General features: G+C 70.1%; 19 protein-coding genes, 1 other RNA gene and 1 pseudogene. 17 read left to right on the plus strand and 4 right to left on the minus strand.

The window, feature by feature from the left end; translation table 11 throughout:
* Positions 1-152: 152 nt before the first annotated feature.
* Positions 153-353 carry a hypothetical protein gene (locus ACWD6R_RS34790; protein ID WP_451822388.1) on the minus strand — a complete coding sequence of 67 codons (201 nt, stop codon included), beginning with the start codon at positions 351-353 and terminating at the stop codon, positions 153-155.
* 269 nt (positions 354-622) lie between these two features.
* Here ACWD6R_RS34790 and ftsE point away from each other — a divergent pair, with 269 nt between their 5' ends.
* The 5 genes from ftsE to ssrA all read left to right on the plus strand — a co-directional run bounded on the left by ftsE (position 623) and on the right by ssrA (position 4,549).
* Positions 623-1,312, plus strand: a complete 690-nt coding sequence (gene ftsE / locus ACWD6R_RS34795; RefSeq protein WP_024489199.1) for a cell division ATP-binding protein FtsE — start codon at positions 623-625, stop codon at positions 1,310-1,312.
* A gap of 51 nt (positions 1,313-1,363) precedes the next feature.
* On the plus strand, positions 1,364-2,281 hold the full coding sequence (ftsX, locus tag ACWD6R_RS34800; RefSeq protein ID WP_451822389.1) for a permease-like cell division protein FtsX: 918 nt from the start codon (positions 1,364-1,366) through the stop codon (positions 2,279-2,281).
* Positions 2,282-2,349: 68 nt separating this feature from the next.
* The gene (locus ACWD6R_RS34805) at positions 2,350-3,558 is read left to right on the plus strand and encodes a S41 family peptidase (RefSeq protein WP_451822390.1); all 1,209 of its coding nucleotides are present in this window, start codon (positions 2,350-2,352) and stop codon (positions 3,556-3,558) included.
* A gap of 18 nt (positions 3,559-3,576) precedes the next feature.
* Positions 3,577-4,065, plus strand: a complete 489-nt coding sequence (gene smpB / locus ACWD6R_RS34810; protein ID WP_451822391.1) for an SsrA-binding protein SmpB — start codon at positions 3,577-3,579, stop codon at positions 4,063-4,065.
* A gap of 95 nt (positions 4,066-4,160) precedes the next feature.
* Positions 4,161-4,549: a transfer-messenger RNA gene (gene ssrA, locus ACWD6R_RS34815) on the plus strand.
* Between the two features lie 87 nt (positions 4,550-4,636).
* Here the strand turns inward: ssrA and ACWD6R_RS34820 are convergent.
* Entirely contained in the window at positions 4,637-5,896 is a 1,260-nt protein-coding gene (locus tag ACWD6R_RS34820; RefSeq protein WP_451822392.1) for an MFS transporter, read from the minus strand.
* A gap of 84 nt (positions 5,897-5,980) precedes the next feature.
* On the opposite strand from ACWD6R_RS34820, the gene ACWD6R_RS34825 reads away from it, so the two are divergent.
* From ACWD6R_RS34825 to ACWD6R_RS34845, 5 genes and pseudogenes are all read left to right on the plus strand, one after another.
* On the plus strand, positions 5,981-6,946 hold the full coding sequence (locus tag ACWD6R_RS34825; protein WP_451822393.1) for a LysR family transcriptional regulator: 966 nt from the start codon (positions 5,981-5,983) through the stop codon (positions 6,944-6,946).
* A 645-nt stretch (positions 6,947-7,591) separates the two neighbouring features.
* A complete protein-coding gene (locus ACWD6R_RS34830) occupies positions 7,592-8,251 on the plus strand; it encodes a hypothetical protein (protein WP_451822394.1) in 660 nt (219 codons plus the stop codon).
* A gap of 81 nt (positions 8,252-8,332) precedes the next feature.
* Complete coding sequence (locus ACWD6R_RS34835) at positions 8,333-10,459, plus strand: bifunctional polysaccharide deacetylase/glycosyltransferase family 2 protein (protein ID WP_451822402.1); 2,127 nt, start codon at positions 8,333-8,335, stop codon at positions 10,457-10,459.
* The gene (locus tag ACWD6R_RS34840) at positions 10,456-11,688 is read left to right on the plus strand and encodes an acyltransferase family protein (RefSeq protein ID WP_451822395.1); all 1,233 of its coding nucleotides are present in this window, start codon (positions 10,456-10,458) and stop codon (positions 11,686-11,688) included. Before ACWD6R_RS34835 ends, ACWD6R_RS34840 begins: the two co-directional genes overlap by 4 nt.
* Before the next feature lie 179 nt (positions 11,689-11,867).
* A pseudogene (locus ACWD6R_RS34845) lies at positions 11,868-12,008 on the plus strand (uroporphyrinogen-III synthase); the annotation flags it as partial.
* Here ACWD6R_RS34845 and ACWD6R_RS34850 read toward each other — a convergent pair.
* Positions 11,957-12,304 (minus strand): anthrone oxygenase family protein, encoded by a 348-nt coding sequence (locus ACWD6R_RS34850; RefSeq protein ID WP_451822403.1) that lies wholly within the window; start codon positions 12,302-12,304, stop codon positions 11,957-11,959. The pseudogene ACWD6R_RS34845 and the gene ACWD6R_RS34850 sit on opposite strands and share 52 nt — an antisense overlap.
* A gap of 59 nt (positions 12,305-12,363) precedes the next feature.
* Here ACWD6R_RS34850 and ACWD6R_RS34855 point away from each other — a divergent pair, with 59 nt between their 5' ends.
* Positions 12,364-12,927: a GNAT family N-acetyltransferase gene (locus ACWD6R_RS34855; protein ID WP_451822396.1), complete on the plus strand. Its 564-nt coding sequence runs from the start codon at positions 12,364-12,366 to the stop codon at positions 12,925-12,927.
* Here the strand turns inward: ACWD6R_RS34855 and ACWD6R_RS34860 are convergent.
* Positions 12,860-13,456: a GNAT family N-acetyltransferase gene (locus ACWD6R_RS34860; protein ID WP_451822404.1), complete on the minus strand. Its 597-nt coding sequence runs from the start codon at positions 13,454-13,456 to the stop codon at positions 12,860-12,862. The genes ACWD6R_RS34855 and ACWD6R_RS34860 overlap by 68 nt on opposite strands.
* A gap of 153 nt (positions 13,457-13,609) precedes the next feature.
* Between ACWD6R_RS34860 and ACWD6R_RS34865 the strand changes: the two genes are divergently transcribed.
* The 6 genes from ACWD6R_RS34865 (at position 13,610) to ACWD6R_RS34890 (ending at position 21,356) form a co-directional block, all read left to right on the plus strand.
* Positions 13,610-14,221: a CGNR zinc finger domain-containing protein gene (locus ACWD6R_RS34865; RefSeq protein ID WP_451822397.1), complete on the plus strand. Its 612-nt coding sequence runs from the start codon at positions 13,610-13,612 to the stop codon at positions 14,219-14,221.
* Positions 14,222-14,342: 121 nt separating this feature from the next.
* Entirely contained in the window at positions 14,343-14,930 is a 588-nt protein-coding gene (locus ACWD6R_RS34870; protein WP_451822398.1) for a sigma-70 family RNA polymerase sigma factor, read from the plus strand.
* Positions 14,927-15,853 carry an anti-sigma factor family protein gene (locus ACWD6R_RS34875; protein ID WP_451822399.1) on the plus strand — a complete coding sequence of 309 codons (927 nt, stop codon included), beginning with the start codon at positions 14,927-14,929 and terminating at the stop codon, positions 15,851-15,853. Before ACWD6R_RS34870 ends, ACWD6R_RS34875 begins: the two co-directional genes overlap by 4 nt.
* 159 nt (positions 15,854-16,012) lie before the next feature.
* The gene (locus tag ACWD6R_RS34880; RefSeq protein ID WP_451822400.1) at positions 16,013-18,412 is read left to right on the plus strand and encodes a HelD family protein; all 2,400 of its coding nucleotides are present in this window, start codon (positions 16,013-16,015) and stop codon (positions 18,410-18,412) included.
* A gap of 811 nt (positions 18,413-19,223) precedes the next feature.
* A complete protein-coding gene (locus ACWD6R_RS34885; RefSeq protein WP_451822401.1) occupies positions 19,224-20,660 on the plus strand; it encodes a malic enzyme-like NAD(P)-binding protein in 1,437 nt (478 codons plus the stop codon).
* Positions 20,661-21,074: 414 nt separating this feature from the next.
* On the plus strand, positions 21,075-21,356 hold the full coding sequence (locus ACWD6R_RS34890) for an HU family DNA-binding protein (RefSeq protein WP_003968811.1): 282 nt from the start codon (positions 21,075-21,077) through the stop codon (positions 21,354-21,356).
* Positions 21,357-21,594 lie beyond the last annotated feature (238 nt).

Raw genomic sequence — 21,594 nt, forward strand, 5'->3', positions numbered from 1 at the left:
AGCTTCCTACGCCCCTGCGGCCCCCGGTCCGCGCGTATCTCGAAGTCCATTGCATCCCCTGAGCTGGGGTGTTGCAACGACCACTAGAACTCAAGTACGTCCCGGGCCCTTCCACGTACTCTCACTCCCGCCGTACGGGCGGCTACGGGCAGCTACACGGTCTGGTGCGCCAGCAGCGCCAGCGCGCCCACCAGCACCACCAGCAGGGCGACCAGCATCGCCGGGCTCAGCCCCGCGAACGGTCCCTGGCCCTGATCCTGCTGCAGCCGTGCGCGGCTGGCCCGGCATACGGGGCATCGGCCCTCGGTGACGGGCGCCGCGCAGTTTGCGCACACCAGTCGGTCATAGGTCATGCGCTTTCCTCCTCCCGCGCGGCGGAGCCGCATACGCCTTCTCTCCGCACAACGCTCCTGGAAACGCATCCGTTCCCCCTCCACTGTGCCAGGTCGCGTGGAATTCGGCGCGGCCCGCCGGAGAACACCCGGTCCGTTCCGGTTCCGGTTGCGCCCCCACCCGGTTCCGTTCCGCCATAAATCGCCCATCACGGGACGCGCGCCTGCACGGCTGAGCCCGGGTCGCGTATGGTCACGCACACCTACTCCCGGCCGACCGTGGTGCATTCGTGATCCGATTCGACAACGTCTCCAAGACCTACCCGAAGCAGAGCCGTCCCGCTCTACGGGATGTGTCTCTCGATATCGAGAAGGGCGAGTTCGTCTTCCTGGTGGGCTCCTCCGGCTCCGGCAAGTCCACCTTCATGCGACTCATCCTCCGTGAGGAGCGCGCCAGTCAGGGCATGGTCCACGTTCTCGGCAAGGACCTCGCGCGCATGTCCAACTGGAAGGTGCCGCACATGCGCCGCCAGCTGGGCACCGTCTTCCAGGACTTCCGCCTGCTCCCCAACAAGACCGTTGCGGAGAACGTGGCGTTCGCCCAGGAAGTCATCGGCAAGCCGCGCGGCGAGATCCGCAAGGCCGTTCCGCAGGTCCTCGACCTCGTCGGGCTCGGCGGCAAGGAGGACCGGATGCCCGGCGAGCTCTCCGGTGGTGAGCAGCAGCGCGTGGCGATCGCGCGGGCGTTCGTGAACCGTCCCATGCTGCTGATCGCGGACGAGCCGACCGGCAACCTCGACCCGCAGACCTCCGTGGGCATCATGAAGCTCCTGGACCGGATCAACCGGACCGGGACCACCGTCATCATGGCGACCCACGACCAGAACATCGTCGACCAGATGCGCAAGCGCGTCATCGAGCTGGAGCAGGGCCGTCTTGTACGCGACCAGGCCCGCGGCGTCTACGGCTATCAGCACTGAGCGGTACCGGCCGCGCCGGAACCGCTGAGCATCGAGTACTGAAAGGACGCCATGCGCGCCCAGTTCGTCCTGTCGGAGATCGGCGTCGGTCTCCGTCGCAACCTCACGATGACCTTCGCCGTCGTCGTCTCCGTCGCCCTCTCGCTCGCCCTGTTCGGCGGCGCGCTGCTGATGCGCGAACAGGTCAGCACGATGAAGGACTACTGGTACGACAAGGTCAATGTCTCGATCTTCCTCTGCAGCAAGAGCGACGCGGAGTCGGTGCCGAAGTGCGCCAAGGGCGCCGTCACCGATGAGCAGAAGACGGCGATCGAGACCGACCTCGGGAAGATGAAGGTCGTCGAGAAGGTCTCCCACGAGTCGGCCGCCGAGGCGTTCAAGCACTATCAGGAGCAGTTCGGCGACTCACCGATGGCCGGCAACATCACCGAGGACCAGATGCAGGAGTCCTTCCGGGTCAAGCTCCACGACCCGAAGAAGTACAAGGTCGTCGCCACCGCCTTCGCCGGACGTGACGGGGTGCAGTCCGTCCAGGACCAGAGAGGGATCCTGGACAACCTCTTCGGTCTGATGAACGGCATGAATGTGGCCGCGCTCTTCGTGATGGCGCTGATGCTGGTCATTGCCCTGATGCTGATCGTGAACACCGTCCGCGTCTCGGCGTTCAGCCGGCGCCGCGAGACGGGCATCATGCGGCTCGTCGGCGCCTCAGGCTTCTACATCCAGATACCGTTCATCATGGAAGCCGCGTTCGCCGGTCTCATCGGTGGCGTGCTCGCCTGCGTCATGCTGCTGGCCGGGCGGTACTTCCTGATCGACGGCGGACTGGCGCTCAAGTCGAAGCTCAACCTGATCGACTTCATCGGCTGGGACGCGGTCTTCACCAAGCTGCCGCTGGTCCTCGCGATCGGTCTGCTGATGCCTGCCTTTGCCGCGCTCTTCGCGCTCCGCAAGTACCTCAAGGTGTGACATGCGCCCTGTGGGGCGTGCGGTCAACCGGCCGTGCGCCCTCGGGGCGTTGTCCTAGACTCGTCGCCATGTCGGGCCCTACGCATCGTCTCCGGCCCCGCGGCTTCGGCCGCGGGGCGGCCCTGACATTGGTCTTCGCGAGCGTCCTCGCCACGGCGGCGGCCACCGGGTCGCTGCCGCAGCGTGACGAGAGGACCGCGGCGATAAAGTCGCGTTCCGTCGCCTCCACCGTCGACCGCGACGAGATCGCCGCCGCAGCGGCCGAGGCGGTGGCCGACGGCAAGTCGAGTACGGAGGCGGCCGAGGAGGTCGTCAGTCGCAGCGGGGACCGTTGGGGCGCGGTGTACGACGAGCGGGAGTACGAGGAGTTCGAGCAGGCCCTCGACGGCTCCTATACGGGCGTCGGCCTGGCCGCGAAGCGCTCCGCCGCCGGACTGGTCGCGGTGGCCCGGGTCCAGCCCGGCGGCCCCGCCGACCTGGCCGGCATCGAGCCCGGCGATCTGCTCCGTACCGTCGACGGACGCCGGGTCGACCGGCGCCCCGTCTCCGAGGTGGTCGCCCTGTTGCGCGGGGACCGTACGAGCGCAGCCGTGGGCACCACCGTCGTGCTGGGAGTCCAGCGCGACGCCCCCGGCCCGGCCAGGACGCTGACGTTGACCCGGGCCCGGCTCACCATCGAGGCCGTCACGGTCCGCAGGCTCGGGGCGAAGCAGCTCGGACCGGACCGTTCCGATTCCCCCGCAGCTGTGCTGATCAAGGTCGACTCGTTCACCAAGGGCTCGGGCGCCAGGATCCGCGACGCGGTCCGGGACGCACCGGCGGGCGCCGGGGTGCTGCTCGATCTCCGGGGCAACTCCGGAGGACTGGTCACCGAGGCGGTGGTCGCCGCCTCCGGATTCCTCGACGGCGGGCTGGTCGCCACGTACGACGTGCACGGCGTGCAGCGCGCCCTCTACGCCACGCCGGGCGGTGACACGGTCCGCCCGGTCGTCGTCCTCGTCGACGGCGGCACCATGAGTGCGGCCGAGCTGCTGACCGGAGCCCTCCAGGACCGGGGCCGTGCCGTCACCGTCGGCTCGCGCACCTTCGGCAAGGGGTCCGTGCAGATGCCCAGCAGGCTCCCGGGCGGCTTGGTGGCCGAGCTGACCGTCGGCCACTACCGCACGCCGGCGGGCCGCAGCGTCGACGGCCGCGGCATCACCCCGGATCTCGTGGTCGCCTCCCGGGCCGTCCAGCGGGCCGAGACAGTATTGAGTGGCCTCGGGGGCGGGTCGTAGTGCGAAAATGGCCACACTATGGCTAAGGAAAAGGACACAGGGCGCAAGCTCATCGCGCAGAACAAGAAGGCGCGGCACGACTACCACATCCTCGACACCTACGAGTGCGGTCTCGTACTGATGGGCACCGAGGTCAAGTCGCTGCGGCTGGGCCGGGCCTCGCTGGTGGACGGCTTCGTCCAGATCGACGGGCACGAGGCGTGGCTGCACAACGTGCACGTCCCCGAGTACGTGCAGGGGACCTGGACCAACCACTCCGCCAAGCGCAAGCGCAAGCTGCTGATGCACCGGGCCGAGATCGACAAGCTGGAGTCGAAGTCGCAGGAGACGGGGCACACGATCGTGCCGGTCGCGCTGTACTTCAAGGAGGGCCGGGTCAAGGTCGAGATCGCGCTCGCCAAGGGCAAGAAGGAGTTCGACAAGCGGCAGACGCTGCGCGAGAAGCAGGACCTGCGCGAGACGAACCGTGCGGTCTCGGCGGCCCGGCGGCGGCAGCGGAGCGCCTGAGCGCGCTCCGGCAGGAATAGGCTGGCACCGTCGCCCGTCGGTCACGTACGATGGGACTGCACCGCACAGCCGGTGCGCCTTTGAAAAATCAACATGGGGATGATCGGTTTCGACAGCGGATGTCGAAGCAGGGGAAGCGAGCCGAGGAAGCGGCAATGATCTCGTAAACCATATGTCGCAACCAATAATCGCCAATTCCAAGAGCGATTCCCAGTCCTTCGCCCTCGCTGCCTAATAAGCAGTGAGTGAGGGACCCTTAATGGGTGTCAGCCCGGGAGTGTTCCCGACCCGGACCCTGGCATAATCTAGGGGACTAAACCACTGATCCCGGTCACGGGGTTCGGTGGGAAATCAAACAGTGACTGAGCCCGTCGGAGACTTGTTCGCGAGATCTCCGGGGCCGAGAAAATCGCAGCGAACTGCGCTCGGAGAAGCCCTGATTCTGCACCGTTGGACGCGGGTTCGATTCCCGCCATCTCCACAATTCCCATGTGAACGAGGACCCCGTTGCCCACCGGCAGCGGGGTCCTCGTTCTGTGTGCGGGTACGGCGTCCTCGCGCCGGTGCGGGGTCACGCGCCGTTGCCGCGCACGCGGATCCCGGCCGCCGCCACCGCGAGCGCCAGCCCCGCCGCGCACCCCGGCACCACGTACGCCGTGACCGTCCCGGCGTGCTCCACCATCCAGCCGCCGGTCGCCGAACCGGCCGCTATTCCGCCCAGCAGCGCGGTGACGGAGAGCGTCATGCCCTCGTTCAACTGACCCTCGGGGGTCAGCCGCTGCACCAGCGTCATCCCGGTGACCATCGTCGGCGCCGTCGCCGCGCCGGCCATGAGCAGACTACCGGCCAGCGCGAGGAGCGAATCGGTCGAGGAGGCGGCGAGCAGCGGCAGGGACATCAGCGCCGTCATCCCCGCCAGGCACCACAGGAGCCGCCGCCGGATGTCCACGGCCGGGCGCAGCGACCCGTACAGCAGTCCCGCCACGCACGAGCCGCCCGCCTGGAGCGCCAGGATCGCGCCTCCGGCGTGCGCGATCGTGACGACCTCCATGGCACCGAAGACCGCGCCGGTGGCGAGGAAGGCGGCGAGCAGTGCGGGCATGCCCCGGGTGCGCAGCGGGGAGCGCGCCCGTGTGCCGGGCGTCACCGGGGGTTCGGTGGCGCGCTGAGCGGCGAAGATCAGCACGCCCGTCATCAGCAGCACCGCACCGATGAGTGTCCCGGCCTCCGGGAAGAGCGCCGCGCAGAGGAACGCGGCGAGGGCGGGGCCGAGCATGAAGCACAGCTCGTCCGCGGCCTGTTCGAAGGAGTTCGCGGTGTGCAGGGCGGCCGGGTCGCCGCGGTGCAGATGGGCCCACCGGGCACGGGACATGCCGCCGGTGTTGGGGGTGGTGGCGGTCGCGGCGTAGGCGGCGAAGAGCGTCCAGTCCGGGGCGTCGTAGTGCACACAGAGCAGCAGCGCGAGCGAGCCGAGCACGGCGATCGCGGTGGCGGGCACGGCGATCCGGGCCTGGCCGTACCGGTCGACGAGCCGGGCCGTCCAGGGTGCGACCACGGCGGTCGCGGCGAGCCCGGTCGCGGTGACCGCCCCGGCCAGGGCGTACGAACCGCGCGACCCGGCGATCATGACGACCGCGCTGACGCTGAACATGCCCATCGGCAGCCGGGCGATCAGATTGCCCGCCGTGAAGGCGCGGGCGCCGGGGGTGGCGAGCAGCCGGCGGTACGGGTTGGTGGAGGCGCGGCGGACGGGAGCGCCGGTCCGCGGGGCGATCACCAGCATGTCTCCGGAGACGGCATGCAGGGGCGTGGTGGGAGTGTCGTACGGCATGGCTCAACCCTCGCGGTGGCCGGCCCGTGCGGTCCAACACCTGCTCCGCACCCATTCACGCACCTGTGTTGTAAATTCGGGCCCGTGACTTCCTCCGATATCGAGCCGCGGCTGCTGCGCGCCTTCGTCGCCGTCGCCGAGGAGCTGCACTTCACCCGTGCCGCCGCCCGGCTCTACCTGGCCCAGCAGGCGCTCAGCCGCGACATCCGCCGGCTGGAGCGCGAACTCGGTGCGGAGCTGTTCGTACGGACCACCCGCCAGGTCTCCCTCACATCCGACGGCGGACGGCTGCTGCCGCACGCCCGCCGGGTGATCGCCGCCCACGACGACCTCCGCGCCGCCTGGGCGGTGCAGACGCGCCCGCTGCTGGTCGACGTCAGCGTCCCGATCGGGACGGGTCACCGACTGCTCGGGCTGGCCCGCGACGAGGCGCCGGGAGTGGAGTTCGTGGCGCGCTATCTGAGCGGGCTGACGGGGGCGGCGGCGGAGATCCTGGCCGGGCGGCTCGATGTCTCCTTCGGCCGGGTCGCGGGGCTGGATCCGGCGGTACGGGCGGGGCTGGCGCATCAGCCGGTCTGCTTCGAACGGCTGACCGTCCTGCTGCGCGACGACCATCCGCTGGCCTCGCTCGCCCAGGTCCCGATGGGGGCGCTGACGGGGGAGCGGCTGTACGCGGCGGCGGGCAACCCGGCCACGGCGGAGTGGACCGACCTCGCGGAGCGGCTCTTCGCGGGGCGGGGGATCGAACTGGTGGCCCCGTTCCCGGAGATCGTGGGGGAGGAGGAGTTCGTCCGGGTGGTGCGGAAGCAGGGCTGGTCGGTGCTGGCGAGCACCGAGTTCATCGACGTGCCGGGGATGGTCGTACGGCCGCTGGTCGACCCCGTACCGCTGTCACCGGTGTCGCTGGTGTGGCGCAAGGGGCTGAAACACCCGGGGGTGGACGCGCTGCGGCGGGTCGCGGCGGGGGTGACGGCGGCGGAACGGGGGCTGGAGGTACCCGCCGGGAGCTGGCTTCCCGAGGGCGATCTGGCACTGATGTCGCAGACGTGAAGGGGGGGCCCGGAGGCGGCTCAGCGGGTCGGGCGGCTCAGAGCCTGTCGGGTGACCTCTGATCGGGCGGCCACGCCCTGGCACGCACGCTTCCCGCGTTGCCGGAATGCCCTGGTAGCTCCTTCCCCAAGCTCTCAGCTTCGTTCGAGCAGGGGAGACCCCATCCGAGGGCCTTCCGGCGCCTTGGAATCGCACGCACCAGACCGCGTCCGCTTTCCGATCGAAGGTCACCCGACAGGCTCTCAGGCGGCGGCCGCCGGAGAACGCCAGGCCGGCGAGTCCGGCGACTAGTGCCATGCCGTTCTCGATTCTCGTGAACTGCCCGCACGATAGGAACATTCGTCCGGGAGGATGGGCTGATTGGCTGTGTGCTTGGCCAACGATCCGTCAACTCCCGGACGGACAAACATGGATCGGGCGTGCAGTTATAAACCTACCGCCCGGCCGCAGGCCGTGTGAAAACGGCGTATCTCGCATCTTGAGCATCACCCGTTCAGGGCTATTTTCGTCAGCTTCGTGGGCCACATTCATCCTCCGGGTGCAAGGTGCTGAGGGGCGCGCGGACTGGGTGGGGGCCCGGTTCGCCGGTACGTGACCGGCTCAAACGTGCGCGCCCGTTTATCTGAGTGGGATGTGCCTACACCTGTGGAAAATTGGCGTGAAGGTGCCCGGCCCGGGCACACGCACGAGTGGAACGACGTCACCGTCCAGCGCGACGGTCTCGGGCGTCAGCTCTCCGATCTCTCGGCCGAACCGGGAGCCCCGGAAGGCTCCGACGGTCCGGTATTCGTCGACGAGAGCGGCCGGCGCAGCAAGACGTTCAGGCGTCTGGGCTGGGTCCTTGCCGCGGTCTGCGCCTGTTACGCGGTGACGCTGGTCGTCGCCCTGCTCGGCGGTAATTCCACTGCGCCGTGGTTGCCGCTCTCCGGTCAGAAACAGCACAAGAAGGCGGAAGAGGTCCAGGCGCCGCCCACTCCGTCGGGCAGCGCGGACACGGTCGTGCCGGTGGGCGTGGCACCGGGCGCCACGGTGGCGGATCCGGCGACCGACGTCCGCGCGAAGCCTTCGGGCAGCGCCGGGTCCGGCGCCCCGTCCCCGTCCGCGTCCGCATCCGGCAAGGACCCGTCGAAGCCCACCGTCGGCGCCAGCCACACGGGGGACACCGCCGGCGGCGGCACGAAGCCCGCCCCGGCGACATCGGCCCCCGAGTCGCCCGCAGCCACCACGACGCCGCCCGTCGATCCCGGTCCCACGCAGTCGCCCACCCAGCCCGCCGAGTCCCCGGATCCTCCCGTGCAAGAGTGAGAAGGCACCCACTAAATGACCACCCCCGCCTCGCGGGGCAGGCACAACCGACAGAAGCGGAACAGGCGGCGCAGGCTTCCCATGCGCTATCTGCTGCCGTCCGTATTCCTCGTTGCCCTGCTCGCCATGCTGATGCTGCGCGGTTACGTGCACAGCGAAATCCTCGCCGACCACCGCATTCAGGCCCCGGCGGCCACGGACCGTGTACCCGACAAGATCCTCGACGGCGGTCCGGTCATCGATGCCCGGAGCACCACCGGGCCCGCCAAGTCGCTGAGCGTCCCCGATCACCGGATCGTGCTGACCTTCGACGACGGCCCCGACCCGGTGTGGACCCCGCAGGTCCTCGACGCGCTGAAGAAATACGACGCGCACGGCGTCTTCTTCGTCACCGGAACCATGGCATCGCGCTACTCCGGACTCGTCCACCGCATGGTCGAGGAGGGGCACGAGGTCGGGCTGCACACCTTCAACCACCCCGATCTCTCCTACCAGTCCCACTCCCGTATCGACTGGGAGCTGTCCCAGAACCAGCTGGTGCTGGCGGGCGCGGCAGGTATCCGTACGTCCCTGTTCCGGCCCCCGTACTCGTCGTTCGCCGACGCGATGGACAACAGGTCCTGGCCGGTCACCCGGTACGTCGGCACCCGCGGCTATCTCACCGTCGTCAACAACACCGACAGCGAGGACTGGAAGCGCCCCGGCGTCCCCGCGATCATCGAACGGGCCACGCCCAAGGACGGCAAGGGCGCCGTCATCCTGATGCACGACTCCGGCGGCGACCGGTCCCAGACCGTGGCCGCGCTCGGCGAGTTCCTCCCGCGGATGCAGCAGCAGGGCTATACGTTCACCAACCTCACCACCGCTCTCGGTGCCCCCAGCGCGCACACCCCCGTGACCGGGCTCGCGCTGTGGAAGGGCAAGGCGTTCGTGTACGCCGTCGGCCTCTCGGAGAACCTCACCGACGTGCTGGTGGCCGGGCTCGCCGTCATCGGGGTGCTCGTCCTCGCCCGCTTCGGCCTGATGCTGCTGCTGTCCTTCCTGCACGCCCGGAAGGTCCGAGGGCGGGACTTCGACCGGGGACCCGCGTACACCAGCCCCGTCTCGGTGCTGGTGCCCGCGTACAACGAACGCGAATGCATCGCCAACACCGTGCGCTCCCTGGTGGCGAGCGACCACCCCATCGAGATCATCGTCATCGACGACGGCTCCACGGACGGCACGGCGGACATCGTCGAGGCGCTGCGGCTGCCGAACGTCCGCGTCATCCGCCAGCGCAACGCCGGAAAGTCCGCCGCCCTCAACAACGGCATCGCACACGCCCGTCACGACATCGTCGTGATGATGGACGGCGACACGGTCTTCGAACCCGCCACCGTCCGCGAACTCGTCCAGCCGTTCGCCGACCCGGAGGTGGGCGCCGTCGCCGGGAACGCCAAGGTCGGCAACCGCGGCTCGCTGATCGGTTCCTGGCAGCACATCGAGTACGTGATGGGCTTCAACCTCGACCGCCGGATGTACGACATGCTGCGCTGCATGCCGACCATCCCCGGCGCGGTCGGCGCCTTCCGCCGTGATGCGCTGGACCGGATCGGCGGCATGAGCGAGGACACCCTCGCCGAGGACACCGACGTCACGATGGCGCTGCACCGCGACGGCTGGCAGGTCGTCTACGCGGAAGACGCCCGCGCCTGGACCGAGGCGCCGGAGACCGTGCAGCAACTGTGGTCGCAGCGGTACCGGTGGTCGTACGGCACCATGCAGGCGATCTGGAAGCACCGCCGCGCCGTCATCGAACGCGGACCGTCCGGCCGCTTCGGGCGCGTCGGCCTGCCGTTCGTCGCCCTGTTCATGGTCGTCGCCCCGCTGCTCGCGCCCCTCATCGATGTCTTCCTGCTGTACGGGCTGGTCTTCGGCCCCACCCAGAAGACCGTCGTCGCCTGGCTCGGCGTCCTCGCGGTGCAGGCCGTCTGCGCCGCGTACGCCTTCCGGCTCGACCGGGAACGTATGACGCATCTGATCTCCCTGCCCCTCCAGCAGATCCTCTACCGGCAGCTCATGTACGTGGTGCTGCTCCAGTCCTGGATCACCGCACTCACCGGCGGCCGGCTGCGCTGGCAGAAGCTGCGCCGTACCGGAGTGGTGGAGGCACCCGGCACGATGGTGAGCCAGGGCAGGCGCGTCAACGATCGGAGGCCCGTCGCATGACGAGCAGCTACACCCCCGCATTCCCCCCGCCCCACCCGGTCCCGGTCCCGGTCCCGGCACCGGTGCCGGGACAGTCCGCCGCACCGTCGTCGGAGACCACCGCCCCGCCCGCCCCGAAGAGGCCGGGCCGCGACCGCTATCTCGACCTGCTGCGCACCGTCGCCCTCGTCCGTGTCGTCGTCTTCCACACCTTCGGCTGGGCCTGGCTGACGGTCGTGTTCCCCTCCATGGGTGTCATGTTCGCCCTCGCGGGGTCACTGATGGCACGCTCGCTGGACCGCCCCGCCCCGGCTGTCGTCCGCGCCCGGCTCCGCCGTCTGCTGCCCCCGATGTGGGTGTTTGCCGCGGTCGTCGTCCCGGTCATGTTCGCCCTCGGCTGGAAGCCCCTGAAGGAGGACGGCATCTGGTGGTTCATCAAGCTGGGCTGCTACCTCCTTCCGGTCGGCGCCCCGCCGTATCCCTGGGAGAGCGGCTCAGCGGGCGGCTTCCTGGAGGCGTCCTGGGCGGACCAGGCCGTCGGCCCGCTCTGGTACATCCGGGCCTACCTCTGGTTCGTGCTCGCCTCGCCGCTGCTGCTGAAGGCCTTCCGCAGGATGCCCTGGCCGACGCTGCTCGCCCCGCTCGGCCTCACCGCCGTGTTCGGCACCGGACTGGTCACCGTCCCCGGGGAGACCGGCGAGGGGCTCGTCGACTTCGCGGTGTTCGGCTCCTGCTGGATTCTCGGCTTCGCCCACCACGACGGGCTGCTGAAGAAGATCCCGCGCTATCTGGCGGTCTCGCTCGCCGCGCTCGCGATGGCGTTCGGACTGTGGTGGGCCTCGGCGCATCTGACGGAGGAGGGCTGGAATCTCGACGAGATCCCGCTGGCCCAGGCGACCTGGTCGCTCGGCTTCTGCGCGATCCTGCTCCAGTACGCACCGTCCTGGCGGCAGCTCCCCGGCAGGCTGGCCCGCCTGGACAGCCTGATCACCCTCGCCAACAACCGCGCGGTGACGATCTACCTCTGGCACAACCTGCTGATCATGGCGACCTCGCCGCTCATCGACCAGTTGTGGACCGTCCCCTGGGTCGGTGACCACCTCGGTACGTACATCAGCTCCTCGTACGCGGAACTGATGCTGGTCCTGGTCTGGCCGCTGCTGGCGCTGATGATCCTCGCGGTCGGCTGGGTCGAGGACGTCTCGGCGAAGCGCAGCCCCCGGCTGTGGCCGACCGATTCATCGCCCTGATCGTCCCCACCGGGCTGGGCAACGGATCGACGTACAAGATGATCCCCGGCATCTTCCACGCCAAGGCGATCGCCCAGGGGCTGCGCGGCGAACCGCTGCCCGGCTTTGTCGAGTCGCTCCGGGCGGGCGGCGCCGAAGTCGTCGGCGTACCCGTCTACCGCTGGATGGAACCCGAGGACACGGACGAGCACGCCGTGGAGACGGCGATGGCCCGGCTGCGTACGGCACTCGGTGTGCCGCGGCTGATCCAGACGGTCGTCAAACGCGGCTACCGGCTGGCGCTGGACCCGGCGGCGGACGCCAAGTACGCGGACTCCTGAGGGCGCCGACGGGCCGTCAGGAAGAAGGCGCGCAGGAGCAGGGCGAGCGCGCCGGTGCACAGGAGGGCCCGTACCGCGTTCCAGGCGACCCACGCGTCCTCGAACCGTTCCCGTACGGCGGCGGGATCGGCGATCCGTGCCGGATTCCCCGCGTCCGCAAGGGCGTTGTTGAGCGGGACGGAGACCCCCGAGGTGAGCAGGAAGGCAACGGCGTACACCGCGAGCGCGGCGAGGATCCACCGGCGCGGGCCGGGGGAGCGGCGCTGTTGCCACGCGGCGACGCCGGTGAGGACCAGCGCCCCGAAGAAGCCGCGCGGTCGAGCGGGCCGGAGGCGCGCCGGGCTACCGTGCGGGGATGATCAATGACGCTCACCGGCTCGACGCGGAAGTACGACTCCGTCCCGCCACCCCGGGCGACGCCGCCTCGCTCGCCGATGCACTGACCCGCAGCCGTACGTACATGCAGCCCTGGGAACCTGTACGGCCCGACACCTTCTACACCGAGCAGGGTCAGCGGGAGCGCCTGGCCGGGATACTGGCGGACCGTGAGGCGGGGCGGGTGATGCCCTGGGTGATCGCCGATGCCGAGGACCGTGCGGTCGGCGGTTTCACGCTCTCCAACATCGTGCTCGGGCCGTTCTGCAGCGCCGCGCTCGGCTACTGGGTCGATGTCACGTACGCCGGACGCGGTCTGGCCACCGCCGCCGTGCAGCGGATCTGCACCGTGGCCAGGGACGAGCTGCGGCTGCACCGGGTGGAGGCCGGGACCGTGCTCGACAATGTGGCATCCCAGCGGGTGCTCACCAAGTGCGGCTTCGAGGAGTTCGGTACGGCTCCGCGCTATCTGCACATCAACGGCGAGTGGCGGGACCACCGGCTGTTCCAGCGGATCCTGCACGACGGCCCGCCGGCAGGCTGAGTCCGTCGGTGCTGCGCGCCCCGGCCGGTCTATGCCGCGTGCCGGACGTGCAGATGCCCGTCGAGCGGCCACGGCGCGCGGGCCGGAGGATCTCCGCGAAGGCGTATCCGCACTTGACCGCGACCCGGCACGAGGCTTTGTTGTCCTCCTGGTGGATCAGTTCGAGCCGTCGAAGGCCGTCCGCGGCGAAGGCGGTGAACGCCCAGCCGGTGAGCGCTTCGACCGCCTGCGGGGCGATCCCGCGCCCGCGCGCCCACACCGCCGTCCAGTAGCCGACCTCGGCCGAACCGGATCCGGGGTGCGGGTACTTCAGCGCCACATTGCCGACCAGTTCGTCGCCCCGCTCCGTGTCGACGACGGCGAAGCTGAACCGGGTGCCGGTCTCCCGGCCCTCGGCCTGCACCCGCAGCCAGCGTTCCGCGTCCGCCTCGTCCGTCACGAGATGCCACAGCCGGTTGCGCATCGTCGGATCGCGGTACGCCTCGACCAGCGCCGGTATGTCGTCCTGGCGCCAGGGCCGCAGCAGCAGGGGTCCGGCCGAGAAGGCGGTCGCGCGAGATCGTCGCTCATGCCCTCACCGTACGCGGGGAGTTCGGCGGCGGTTGGAGGGGTTACGGGCCGGGTCGTCGAGGGGCACTCTGGTGGTGGCTCCCACCGGCGACCCCGAGGCGGTGACATGCGCATGGCGGCGGGTAATGGCTCGTGCGACTGGCGGTTCGACTCCGGGCGGCTCTGCCTGGACCTGGTGGCGACGGGGATCGGAACCTCCGGCGCCTGCGAACTGCTCGACGGGAGCGACCGGCTCGCCGACTGGCTGCTGGCCGCCGGACTCGTACCGAAGGGCACATGTCTCGACGCCGTCGACGACACCTGGCTGCTGAACTTCCGCCTGTTGCGGACGGGCGTCGACCGGCTGCTGACCGCCGAGCTCGGCGGCCGCGGCGCCGAGGGTGTGCTGGAGCGGGTCAATGAACTCGCCGCCGCGCCGCCGCCGGGACTGCGGGCCGTGCGCGCCGGGAACGGTGTTCTGGTACGGGCGTTCAGTGCCGAGCCCGAGTGCGGGGCGCTGCTGGCCGCCGTCGCCCGCGACGTCGTGGAACTCCTGACGGACCCGGAGGCCCGGGCCGGGCTCCGCCGCTGTGAGGGCGACAACTGCCGACGGCTCTACCTCGACACGTCACGGGGGAGGCGCCGCCGCTGGTGCTCCAGCGAGGTGTGCGGTAACCGGGAGCGGGTGGCCCGGCACCGGCGGCGGGCGGCGGCGCTCGCGGCCCCGGCGGATGTCTCCGCGTGAACCGTCGTGCACGGGTACATCGTGTCCACGTAAAAAATCTCGAACGGCTTTGAATGGATCGCGGCCCGCCTCCGTACTCGATGACCAGGGAGCTCTACAGGGTCTCGACCGGGAGGTTCGGGTGCGCAAGGATGCGGCCGTGGCCGATGACCGTCCGCACAGGGCTCGACATCGCAGTGAACCGCCCGCGTCACCCTCCGCCGTTCCGGACGAGGAGCTGATGCGGGCGCTCTACCGCGAACACGCCGGACCGTTGCTCGGGTACGTGCTCCGCCTCGTCGCCGGCGACCGCCAGCGTGCCGAGGACGTGGTGCAGGAAACGCTCATCCGTGCCTGGAAGAACGCCGGTCAGCTCAACCGGGCGACCGGCTCTGTCCGCCCCTGGCTGGTGACGGTCGCCCGGCGCATCGTCATCGACGGCCACCGCAGCCGGCAGGCCCGGCCGCACGAGGTCGATCCGTCGCCGCTGGAGGTCATTCCCGCGGAGGACGAGATTGACAAGGCGTTGTGGCTGATGACTCTCTCGGATGCGCTCGACGATTTGACCCCTGCCCATCGGGAAGCATTGGTCGAGACCTACTTCAAGGGACGTACGGTCAATCAGGCCGCCGAGGTGCTCGGCATACCCAGCGGCACGGTGCGGTCCCGGGTCTTCTACGCACTGCGCTCGATGAAGCTCGCACTCGAAGAGAGGGGGATCACGGCATGAGCGACCACGAGTGGGAGCCTTTCGGGCCCCGGCCGACCGGTCCCTCCAGCCCCACCGGCCCCACAGGTCCGCGCGGCCGCCCCGTGTTCCCCGGCGGTCCGGGCAGCTTCGGCGGTCCCGATGACTTCGGCGGCTTCGGCGGTTCCGGTTCCGGCGCGGCGGTGGAAGAGCCGGAGCACGACGCCGCCGGTGCGTACGTCCTGGGCATCCTGGACGACGCCGAAGCGTCCGCCTTCGAAGCGCATCTGGCGGGCTGCGCGCTCTGCGCCGCCCATCTCGACGAGTTCGCCGGGATGGAACCCATGCTCGCGGTGCTCGCCGAGGCCCCCGCCACCGCACCGGGCGCCCGCCCCGTCCCGTACGTCCCGGAGCCGCCCGCACCCCGGGTGCTCGACCGGCTGGTCGACGAGGTCTCGGCCAAACGGGCCCGGCGCAAGCGACGCGGCATGTATCTGGTGGCGGCGGCAGCGGCGCTGATCATCGGTGGTCCGGTCGTCGCGGTCATGGCCACCGGCGGCGACAGCGGCACGACCCAGGCGGCCGACCCGCACCCCACCAGCCCCGCCGAGGACGCGTTCTTCCACCACATGCAGGAGAAGGTGCAGGCGACCGACCCCACCACCAAGGTCGCCGCCACCGTCGGCATGGAGAAGAAGGCGTGGGGCACGCACGCGGTGCTGGAGCTCAAGAACGTCAGGGGTCCGGAGAAGTGCAGCCTGATCGCCGTGTCCAAGAGCGGCGAGGAGGAGGTCGTCACCTCCTGGTCCGTCCCGAAGTGGGGCTACGGCATCAAGGACTCCACGTACCCGTCCGCGAAGTACCCGCTCTACGTCCACGGCGGCGCGGCGATGGACCGCGCCGACATCGACCATTTCGAGGTGCGGACCTTCGACGGCAAGCGGCTGGTGGACATCGACGCGTAGGGGCGGCAGCAGGAAATCGGGCCGTGGACGCACCCGCCATGGGGGTCCGACGCGCAATCGATACCTGCGACGCGCAGATCCGGGCCCGCTGAAGGTGCGCGGCGGGCCCCCTTCGCATAGGGTTGACGGCTGCCCAATGCACGTCAGAAAGGGGCCTCGGTGGCCGCGCAGGATGCCGCTGTCGATTCGTTGCGGGACCGGGAAACCGGTGTCGAGCAGGAACATCTCGACCGTGTTTATCACCGCCTTGAGGAGAAGATCCACGAGGCGGAATTCCTCATGAACGATGCCGTCAAGCGCGGCCAGGTCGGGACCCCGGGTGCGTTCGCCGAGCGAGACGCCCAGGTGTTCCGGGCCGGGATCCACCTCAACCGGCTGAACAGCGAGTTCGAGGACTTCCTCTTCGGGAGGATCGATCTGCTGCTCGGCAAGGACGGCGAGCGCGGCCCGGACGGCGCGTACACCTCCGTCGAACCGGCCGACGACGCCGTACGCGACGACAGCACCGCCGAAATCGCCGAGACGCTCCACATCGGCCGGATCGGGGTCCTCGACTCCGACTACGCACCGCTGGTCATCGACTGGCGGGCACCGGCCGCCGCGCCGTTCTACCGGTCGACGCCGAAGGATCCGGGCCGGGTGGTACGCCGCCGGGTCATCCGCTCCAAGGGCCGCAAGGTCCTCGGGGTCGAGGACGACCTGATGCGCCCGGAACTGACCGCGTACAAGGACGGCCACAAGCTGCCCGTCATCGGTGACGGCGCGCTGATGGCGGCGCTCGGCCAGGCCCGCAGCCACACCATGCGGGACATCGTCTCCTCCATCCAGGCCGAGCAGGACCTGGTGATCCGGGCGCCCGCCGCCTCCGTCACCGAGGTCTCCGGCGGTCCCGGCACCGGCAAGACCGCCGTGGCCCTGCACCGCGCCGCGTACCTGCTCTACCAGGACCGGCGGCGGTACGCGGGCGGCATCCTCGTCGTCTCGCCGACCCCGCTCCTCGTCGCGTACACCGAAGGGGTGCTGCCCTCGCTGGGAGAGGAGGGGCAGGTCGCGATCCGTGCGGTCGGCTCGCTCTCCGACGAGGCGGCGGGTGTCGAGGGCGCCACCACGTACGACGAACCGGCCGTCGCGCGGATCAAGGGCTCCTCCCGGATGCTCCAGGTGCTGCGCAAGGCGGCCCGCGGGGCGCTGGAACAGCCGCGGACCCCGGGCGCGCCGCAGAACGAGCCGGACGGCCAGCTGTCGTTCGGTGAGCCCGACGAGTCCGGGGACGGGGCTGCCGCGCCCCTCACCACCCCCACCCGGCTGCGCGTCGTCGCCTTCGGCGCCCGCGTGGAGCTGAACGCCGACGAGCTGCACCGCATCCGGCAGTCCGTCCTCGGCGGCACCGCCCCGGTCAACCTGCTGCGCCCGCGTGCCCGCAGGCTGCTCCTGGACGCCCTGTGGAAAAAGTCCTCCGGCCGGGGCCGCTACGCCGACCCGGAACTTGCCGCGGAACTGCGCACCTCTTTCGACGAGGACGTCTCCACCGAGACGCCGTTCCTGGAGTTCCTGAACGCCTGGTGGCCCGAGCTCACCCCGCGCGGGGTGCTCGCCGCGATGGCCGACGAGAAGCGGCTCGGCCGGTGGGCGCGCCGGGTCCTCAACCAGGGCGAGGTGCGCCGCCTCGCCCGCTCGCTGAAGCGGCTGGACAGCGCCGGCCAGGGCCCCCTGTCCGTGCACGACGTGGCGATCCTCGACGAGCTGCACACGCTGCTCGGCACCCCGCACCGGCCGAAGAAGAAGCGCGAGTTCGATCCGCTGGACCAGCTCTCCGGTCTGGAGGAGCTGATGCCGCAGCGCGAGGAGACCCAGCGCGAGCGGGCCGAGCGGCTCGCGGCCGAGCGCACGGAGTACACGCACGTCATCGTCGACGAGGCGCAGGACCTGACACCCATGCAGTGGCGCATGGTCGGCCGCCGCGGCCGGACGGCCACCTGGACGATCGTCGGCGACCCGGCGCAGTCCTCCTGGTCGGATCCGGACGAGGCGGCGGAGGCGCGCGACGAGGCGCTCGGCAGGCGCCCGCGCCGCCACTTCACGCTCACCGTCAACTACCGCAACCCGGCGGAGATCGCGGAGCTCGCGTCGAAGGTGCTGGCGCTCGCGATGCCCGGCATGCAGTCCCCGGCCGCGGTCCGTTCGACGGGCGTGCAGCCCCGCTTCGTGGCCCTGCGCGACGGCGATCCGGCCCAGGCCGTACGGGAGGAGGCGCGGCGGCTCCTCGGCGAGGTGGACGGCACGGTCGGTGTCGTCGTCGCGATGCACCGGCGCGCGCAGGCCCGGAAGTGGCTGGCGGAGCTCGGCGACCGGGTGGTGGCGCTCGGCAGCCTGGAGGCGAAGGGCCTGGAGTACGACGCCACGGTGGTCGTCTCGCCCGCCGAGATCGCGGACGAGTCACCGGCCGGTCTGCGGGTGCTGTACGTGGCGCTGACCCGGGCGACGCAGCAGCTGACCGTGGTGTCGGGGGAGCGGGACCAGCCCGACGAGGACGGTGTGCCGGACCTGCTGAGGGACTGAGAGCCTGTCGGGTGACCTCTGATCGGGCGGTCACGCCCTGGCACGCACGCTTCCCGCGTTGCCGAAATGCCCTAGTAGCTCCTTCCCCAAGCTCTCAGCTTCGTTCGAGCAGGGGAGACCCCATCCGAGGGCCTTCCGGCGCCTTGGAATCGCGCGCACCAGACCGCGTCCGCTTTCCGATCGAAGGTCACCTGACAGGCTCTGAGCTTGAGATTTAACCTCCAGGATCGAACAGCGCTGACCAGCTCTTTCGGCCGCAGGAGTGAATCGCTGAGCGTGGTCGCAAAAGCGGCCATACCCGGATGAATGGGCCGCGCGTCGGAGTCGCGAGGCTCGCTGCAAGCGATGTTCGAACAGCGAGGTTAAATCTCAAGCTGAGCCGGAGGCCGGCGGGGGCGGGCGGAGACCGGCGGGGAGAAGTCAACCCGCGACGGGGGAATCACTTCTCCGGGGTCTTTGTTAGCCTGGTGTCGGCACCGGCTCGATCCAAGCCCCCGGGCCCAACCTTCGTCGCTACGAGCGACCACTTGCCGCGAGGCGAGCATGGCGGGTCGGTGCCGCTCAAGTGAAAAGACAGGCCCGCGTCACCTTCCGGTGGCGCGGGTCTGTTCTTGTTTGTGCCCCTGGCGTGTCGTTCGCCCCGGTTGGGGGTTCCACTCAACACCCCCTATCTCGTATGGTGGAAACTACTTTCCGAACCGCGGCAGTCATTACCGGCTACCCGTCAGTAGGTGCGAATATCGGGAAGCGCGTCCGAGGCGAACGCCCCGGCCGCGTGGCAATGAAGCTAGGGAAAGTGAAGGACTCGGCCATGGCAACGGCGCCCAGCGTCTCGTACTCGATGACGGTCAGGCTGGAGGTGCCCGCGAGCGGCACAGCAGTCTCCCAGCTCACCACAGCCGTGGAGTCCTCCGGCGGTTCGGTCACCGGCCTCGACGTGACCGCTTCCGGTCACGAAAAGCTCCGGATCGACGTCACCATCGCGGCCTCCTCCACCACGCACGCGGACGAGATCGTCGAAGGTCTGCGCGACATCGAGGGTGTCGTGCTGGGCAAGGTCTCCGACCGTACGTTCCTGATGCACCTCGGTGGCAAGATCGAGATGGCGTCCAAGCACCCCATCCGCAACCGTGACGACCTCTCGATGATCTACACCCCGGGTGTGGCGCGGGTCTGCATGGCGATCGCAGAGAACCCCGAGGATGCCCGCCGCCTCACCATCAAGCGCAACTCCGTCGCAGTTGTGACGGACGGTTCCGCGGTGCTCGGTCTCGGCAACATCGGCCCGATGGCGGCCCTGCCGGTCATGGAGGGCAAGGCGGCCCTCTTCAAGCGGTTCGCCGGCATCGACGCCTGGCCGATCTGCCTGGACACCCAGGACACCGACGCGATCGTCGAGATCGTCAAGGCGATCGCCCCCGGCTTCGCGGGCATCAACCTGGAGGACATCTCCGCACCCCGCTGCTTCGAGATCGAGGCACGGCTGCGCGAGGCCCTCGACATCCCCGTCTTCCACGACGACCAGCACGGCACCGCGATCGTCGTCCTGGCCTCGCTGACCAACGCACTGCGCGTGGTGGGCAAGGGAATTGGGGACGTACGGGTCGTCATGTCCGGCGCCGGAGCGGCCGGTACGGCCATCCTGAAGCTGCTCATCGCCGCGGGCGTCAAGCACGCTGTCGTCGCCGACATCCACGGTGTGGTGCACGCGGGCCGCGAGGACCTGGTCTCCGCCGACGCCGATTCGCCGCTGCGCTGGATCGCCGAGAACACCAACCCCGAGTCGATGACCGGCACCCTCAAGCAGGCGGTCGTGGGCGCCGACGTCTTCATCGGCGTCTCCGCCCCGAACGTGCTTGGCGGCGACGACGTCGCGGCGATGGCGGACGACGCGATCGTGTTCGCGCTCGCGAACCCGGACCCCGAGGTGGACCCGGCAATCGCTCGCCAGACCGCAGCAGTTGTCGCCACGGGCCGCTCCGATTTCCCGAACCAGATCAACAACGTGCTGGTCTTCCCGGGCGTCTTCCGCGGTCTGCTGGACGCTCAGTCCCGCACGGTCAACACGGAGATGATGCTGGCCGCGGCCCGCGCCCTCGCCGACGTCGTCGCCGAGGACGAGCTGAACGCCAACTACATCATCCCGTCGGTCTTCAACGAGAGGGTCGCGGGAGCGGTTGCCGGAGCCGTCCGGAACGCCGCGAAGGGTGCCGGGGGCGCTGTGACGGGCCCGGGGGACCTCGGCTGAACCACCCACTCACAGAACCCACCACGGCCCCCGCCGTCGCCGCCCACGGCCGCGGTGCCCCCCACGTTGGCCTGACCGACGGCGCGTCGCGTGTCGCGGCACCCCAAACGCCCCTTTAGGGTGGGCGGGCAGCGAGCCCCGCAGAAGTCCGCACCCGCTGCGGACCGCTTCAGGGAGTCGACGGAACGTCACCACGACGAGGCAGTGGCGCTTTTCGTGTGACTCCGGAGGGTGCCGGATTGGCTTTCCCGCCGCAGGTGGGGGCAGGATGCTTCCCCAAGGACTACGTCCAGGGGAGACCCCACAAGGCGCGAGGTCTAATGACAGACCCGGCTTCGGGGACTGTCCGAGGGCCCTGGCAGCATCGGCTTCGATCTCACGCCTCACAGGCAAGAAGAACACGGGAGTAACAACATGAACCGCAGTGAGCTGGTGGCCGCCCTGGCCGACCGCGCCGAGGTGACCCGCAAGGACGCCGACGCCGTGCTGGCCGCGCTCGCCGAGACCGTCGGTGAGATCGTCGCCAAGGGCGACGAGAAGGTCACCATCCCCGGCTTCCTGACCTTCGAGCGCACCCACCGTGCCGCTCGCACCGCTCGTAACCCGCAGACCGGCGACCCGATCAACATCCCGGCCGGCTACAGCGTGAAGGTCTCCGCGGGCTCGAAGCTCAAGGAAGCCGCCAAGGGCAAGTAGGCCCCGTAGGCGCGACGGAGGGCGGTCACCCCGACCAGGGTGACCGCCCTCCGTCGTACCGCCCGCAGAAGCGGCCCTGAGCCCTTCGGCGGCCGCCGGACCCTTCCGGCGATCGAAAACGGGGGCGGGGGGGGGGGGGCGCCCCCCCCCCCCCCCCCCCCCCCAACCCCCCCCCCCCCCCCCCCCCCCCCCCCCCCCCCCCCCCCCCCCCCCCCAACCTTGGGTGGCGGGCCCCAAC

It is taken from the genome of Streptomyces sp. NPDC005151, assembly GCF_053599875.1.

What these genes read in the sequence shown, in the direction of transcription:
- ACWD6R_RS34890 (WP_003968811.1), top strand. Translation starts at nt 21,075, where the DNA reads ATGAACCGCAGTGAGCTGGTGGCCGCCCTGGCCGACCGCGCCGAGGTG.
- ACWD6R_RS34805 (WP_451822390.1), top strand. Translation starts at nt 2,350, where the DNA reads ATGTCGGGCCCTACGCATCGTCTCCGGCCCCGCGGCTTCGGCCGCGGG.
- ACWD6R_RS34835 (WP_451822402.1), top strand. Translation starts at nt 8,333, where the DNA reads ATGCGCTATCTGCTGCCGTCCGTATTCCTCGTTGCCCTGCTCGCCATG.
- ACWD6R_RS34855 (WP_451822396.1), top strand. Translation starts at nt 12,364, where the DNA reads ATGATCAATGACGCTCACCGGCTCGACGCGGAAGTACGACTCCGTCCC.
- ftsX (WP_451822389.1), top strand. Translation starts at nt 1,364, where the DNA reads ATGCGCGCCCAGTTCGTCCTGTCGGAGATCGGCGTCGGTCTCCGTCGC.
- ACWD6R_RS34875 (WP_451822399.1), top strand. Translation starts at nt 14,927, where the DNA reads ATGAGCGACCACGAGTGGGAGCCTTTCGGGCCCCGGCCGACCGGTCCC.
- ACWD6R_RS34820 (WP_451822392.1), bottom strand. Translation starts at nt 5,896, where the DNA reads ATGCCGTACGACACTCCCACCACGCCCCTGCATGCCGTCTCCGGAGAC.
- smpB (WP_451822391.1), top strand. Translation starts at nt 3,577, where the DNA reads ATGGCTAAGGAAAAGGACACAGGGCGCAAGCTCATCGCGCAGAACAAG.
- ACWD6R_RS34885 (WP_451822401.1), top strand. Translation starts at nt 19,224, where the DNA reads ATGGCAACGGCGCCCAGCGTCTCGTACTCGATGACGGTCAGGCTGGAG.
- ACWD6R_RS34790 (WP_451822388.1), bottom strand. Translation starts at nt 353, where the DNA reads ATGACCTATGACCGACTGGTGTGCGCAAACTGCGCGGCGCCCGTCACC.
- ACWD6R_RS34865 (WP_451822397.1), top strand. Translation starts at nt 13,610, where the DNA reads ATGGCGGCGGGTAATGGCTCGTGCGACTGGCGGTTCGACTCCGGGCGG.
- ACWD6R_RS34840 (WP_451822395.1), top strand. Translation starts at nt 10,456, where the DNA reads ATGACGAGCAGCTACACCCCCGCATTCCCCCCGCCCCACCCGGTCCCG.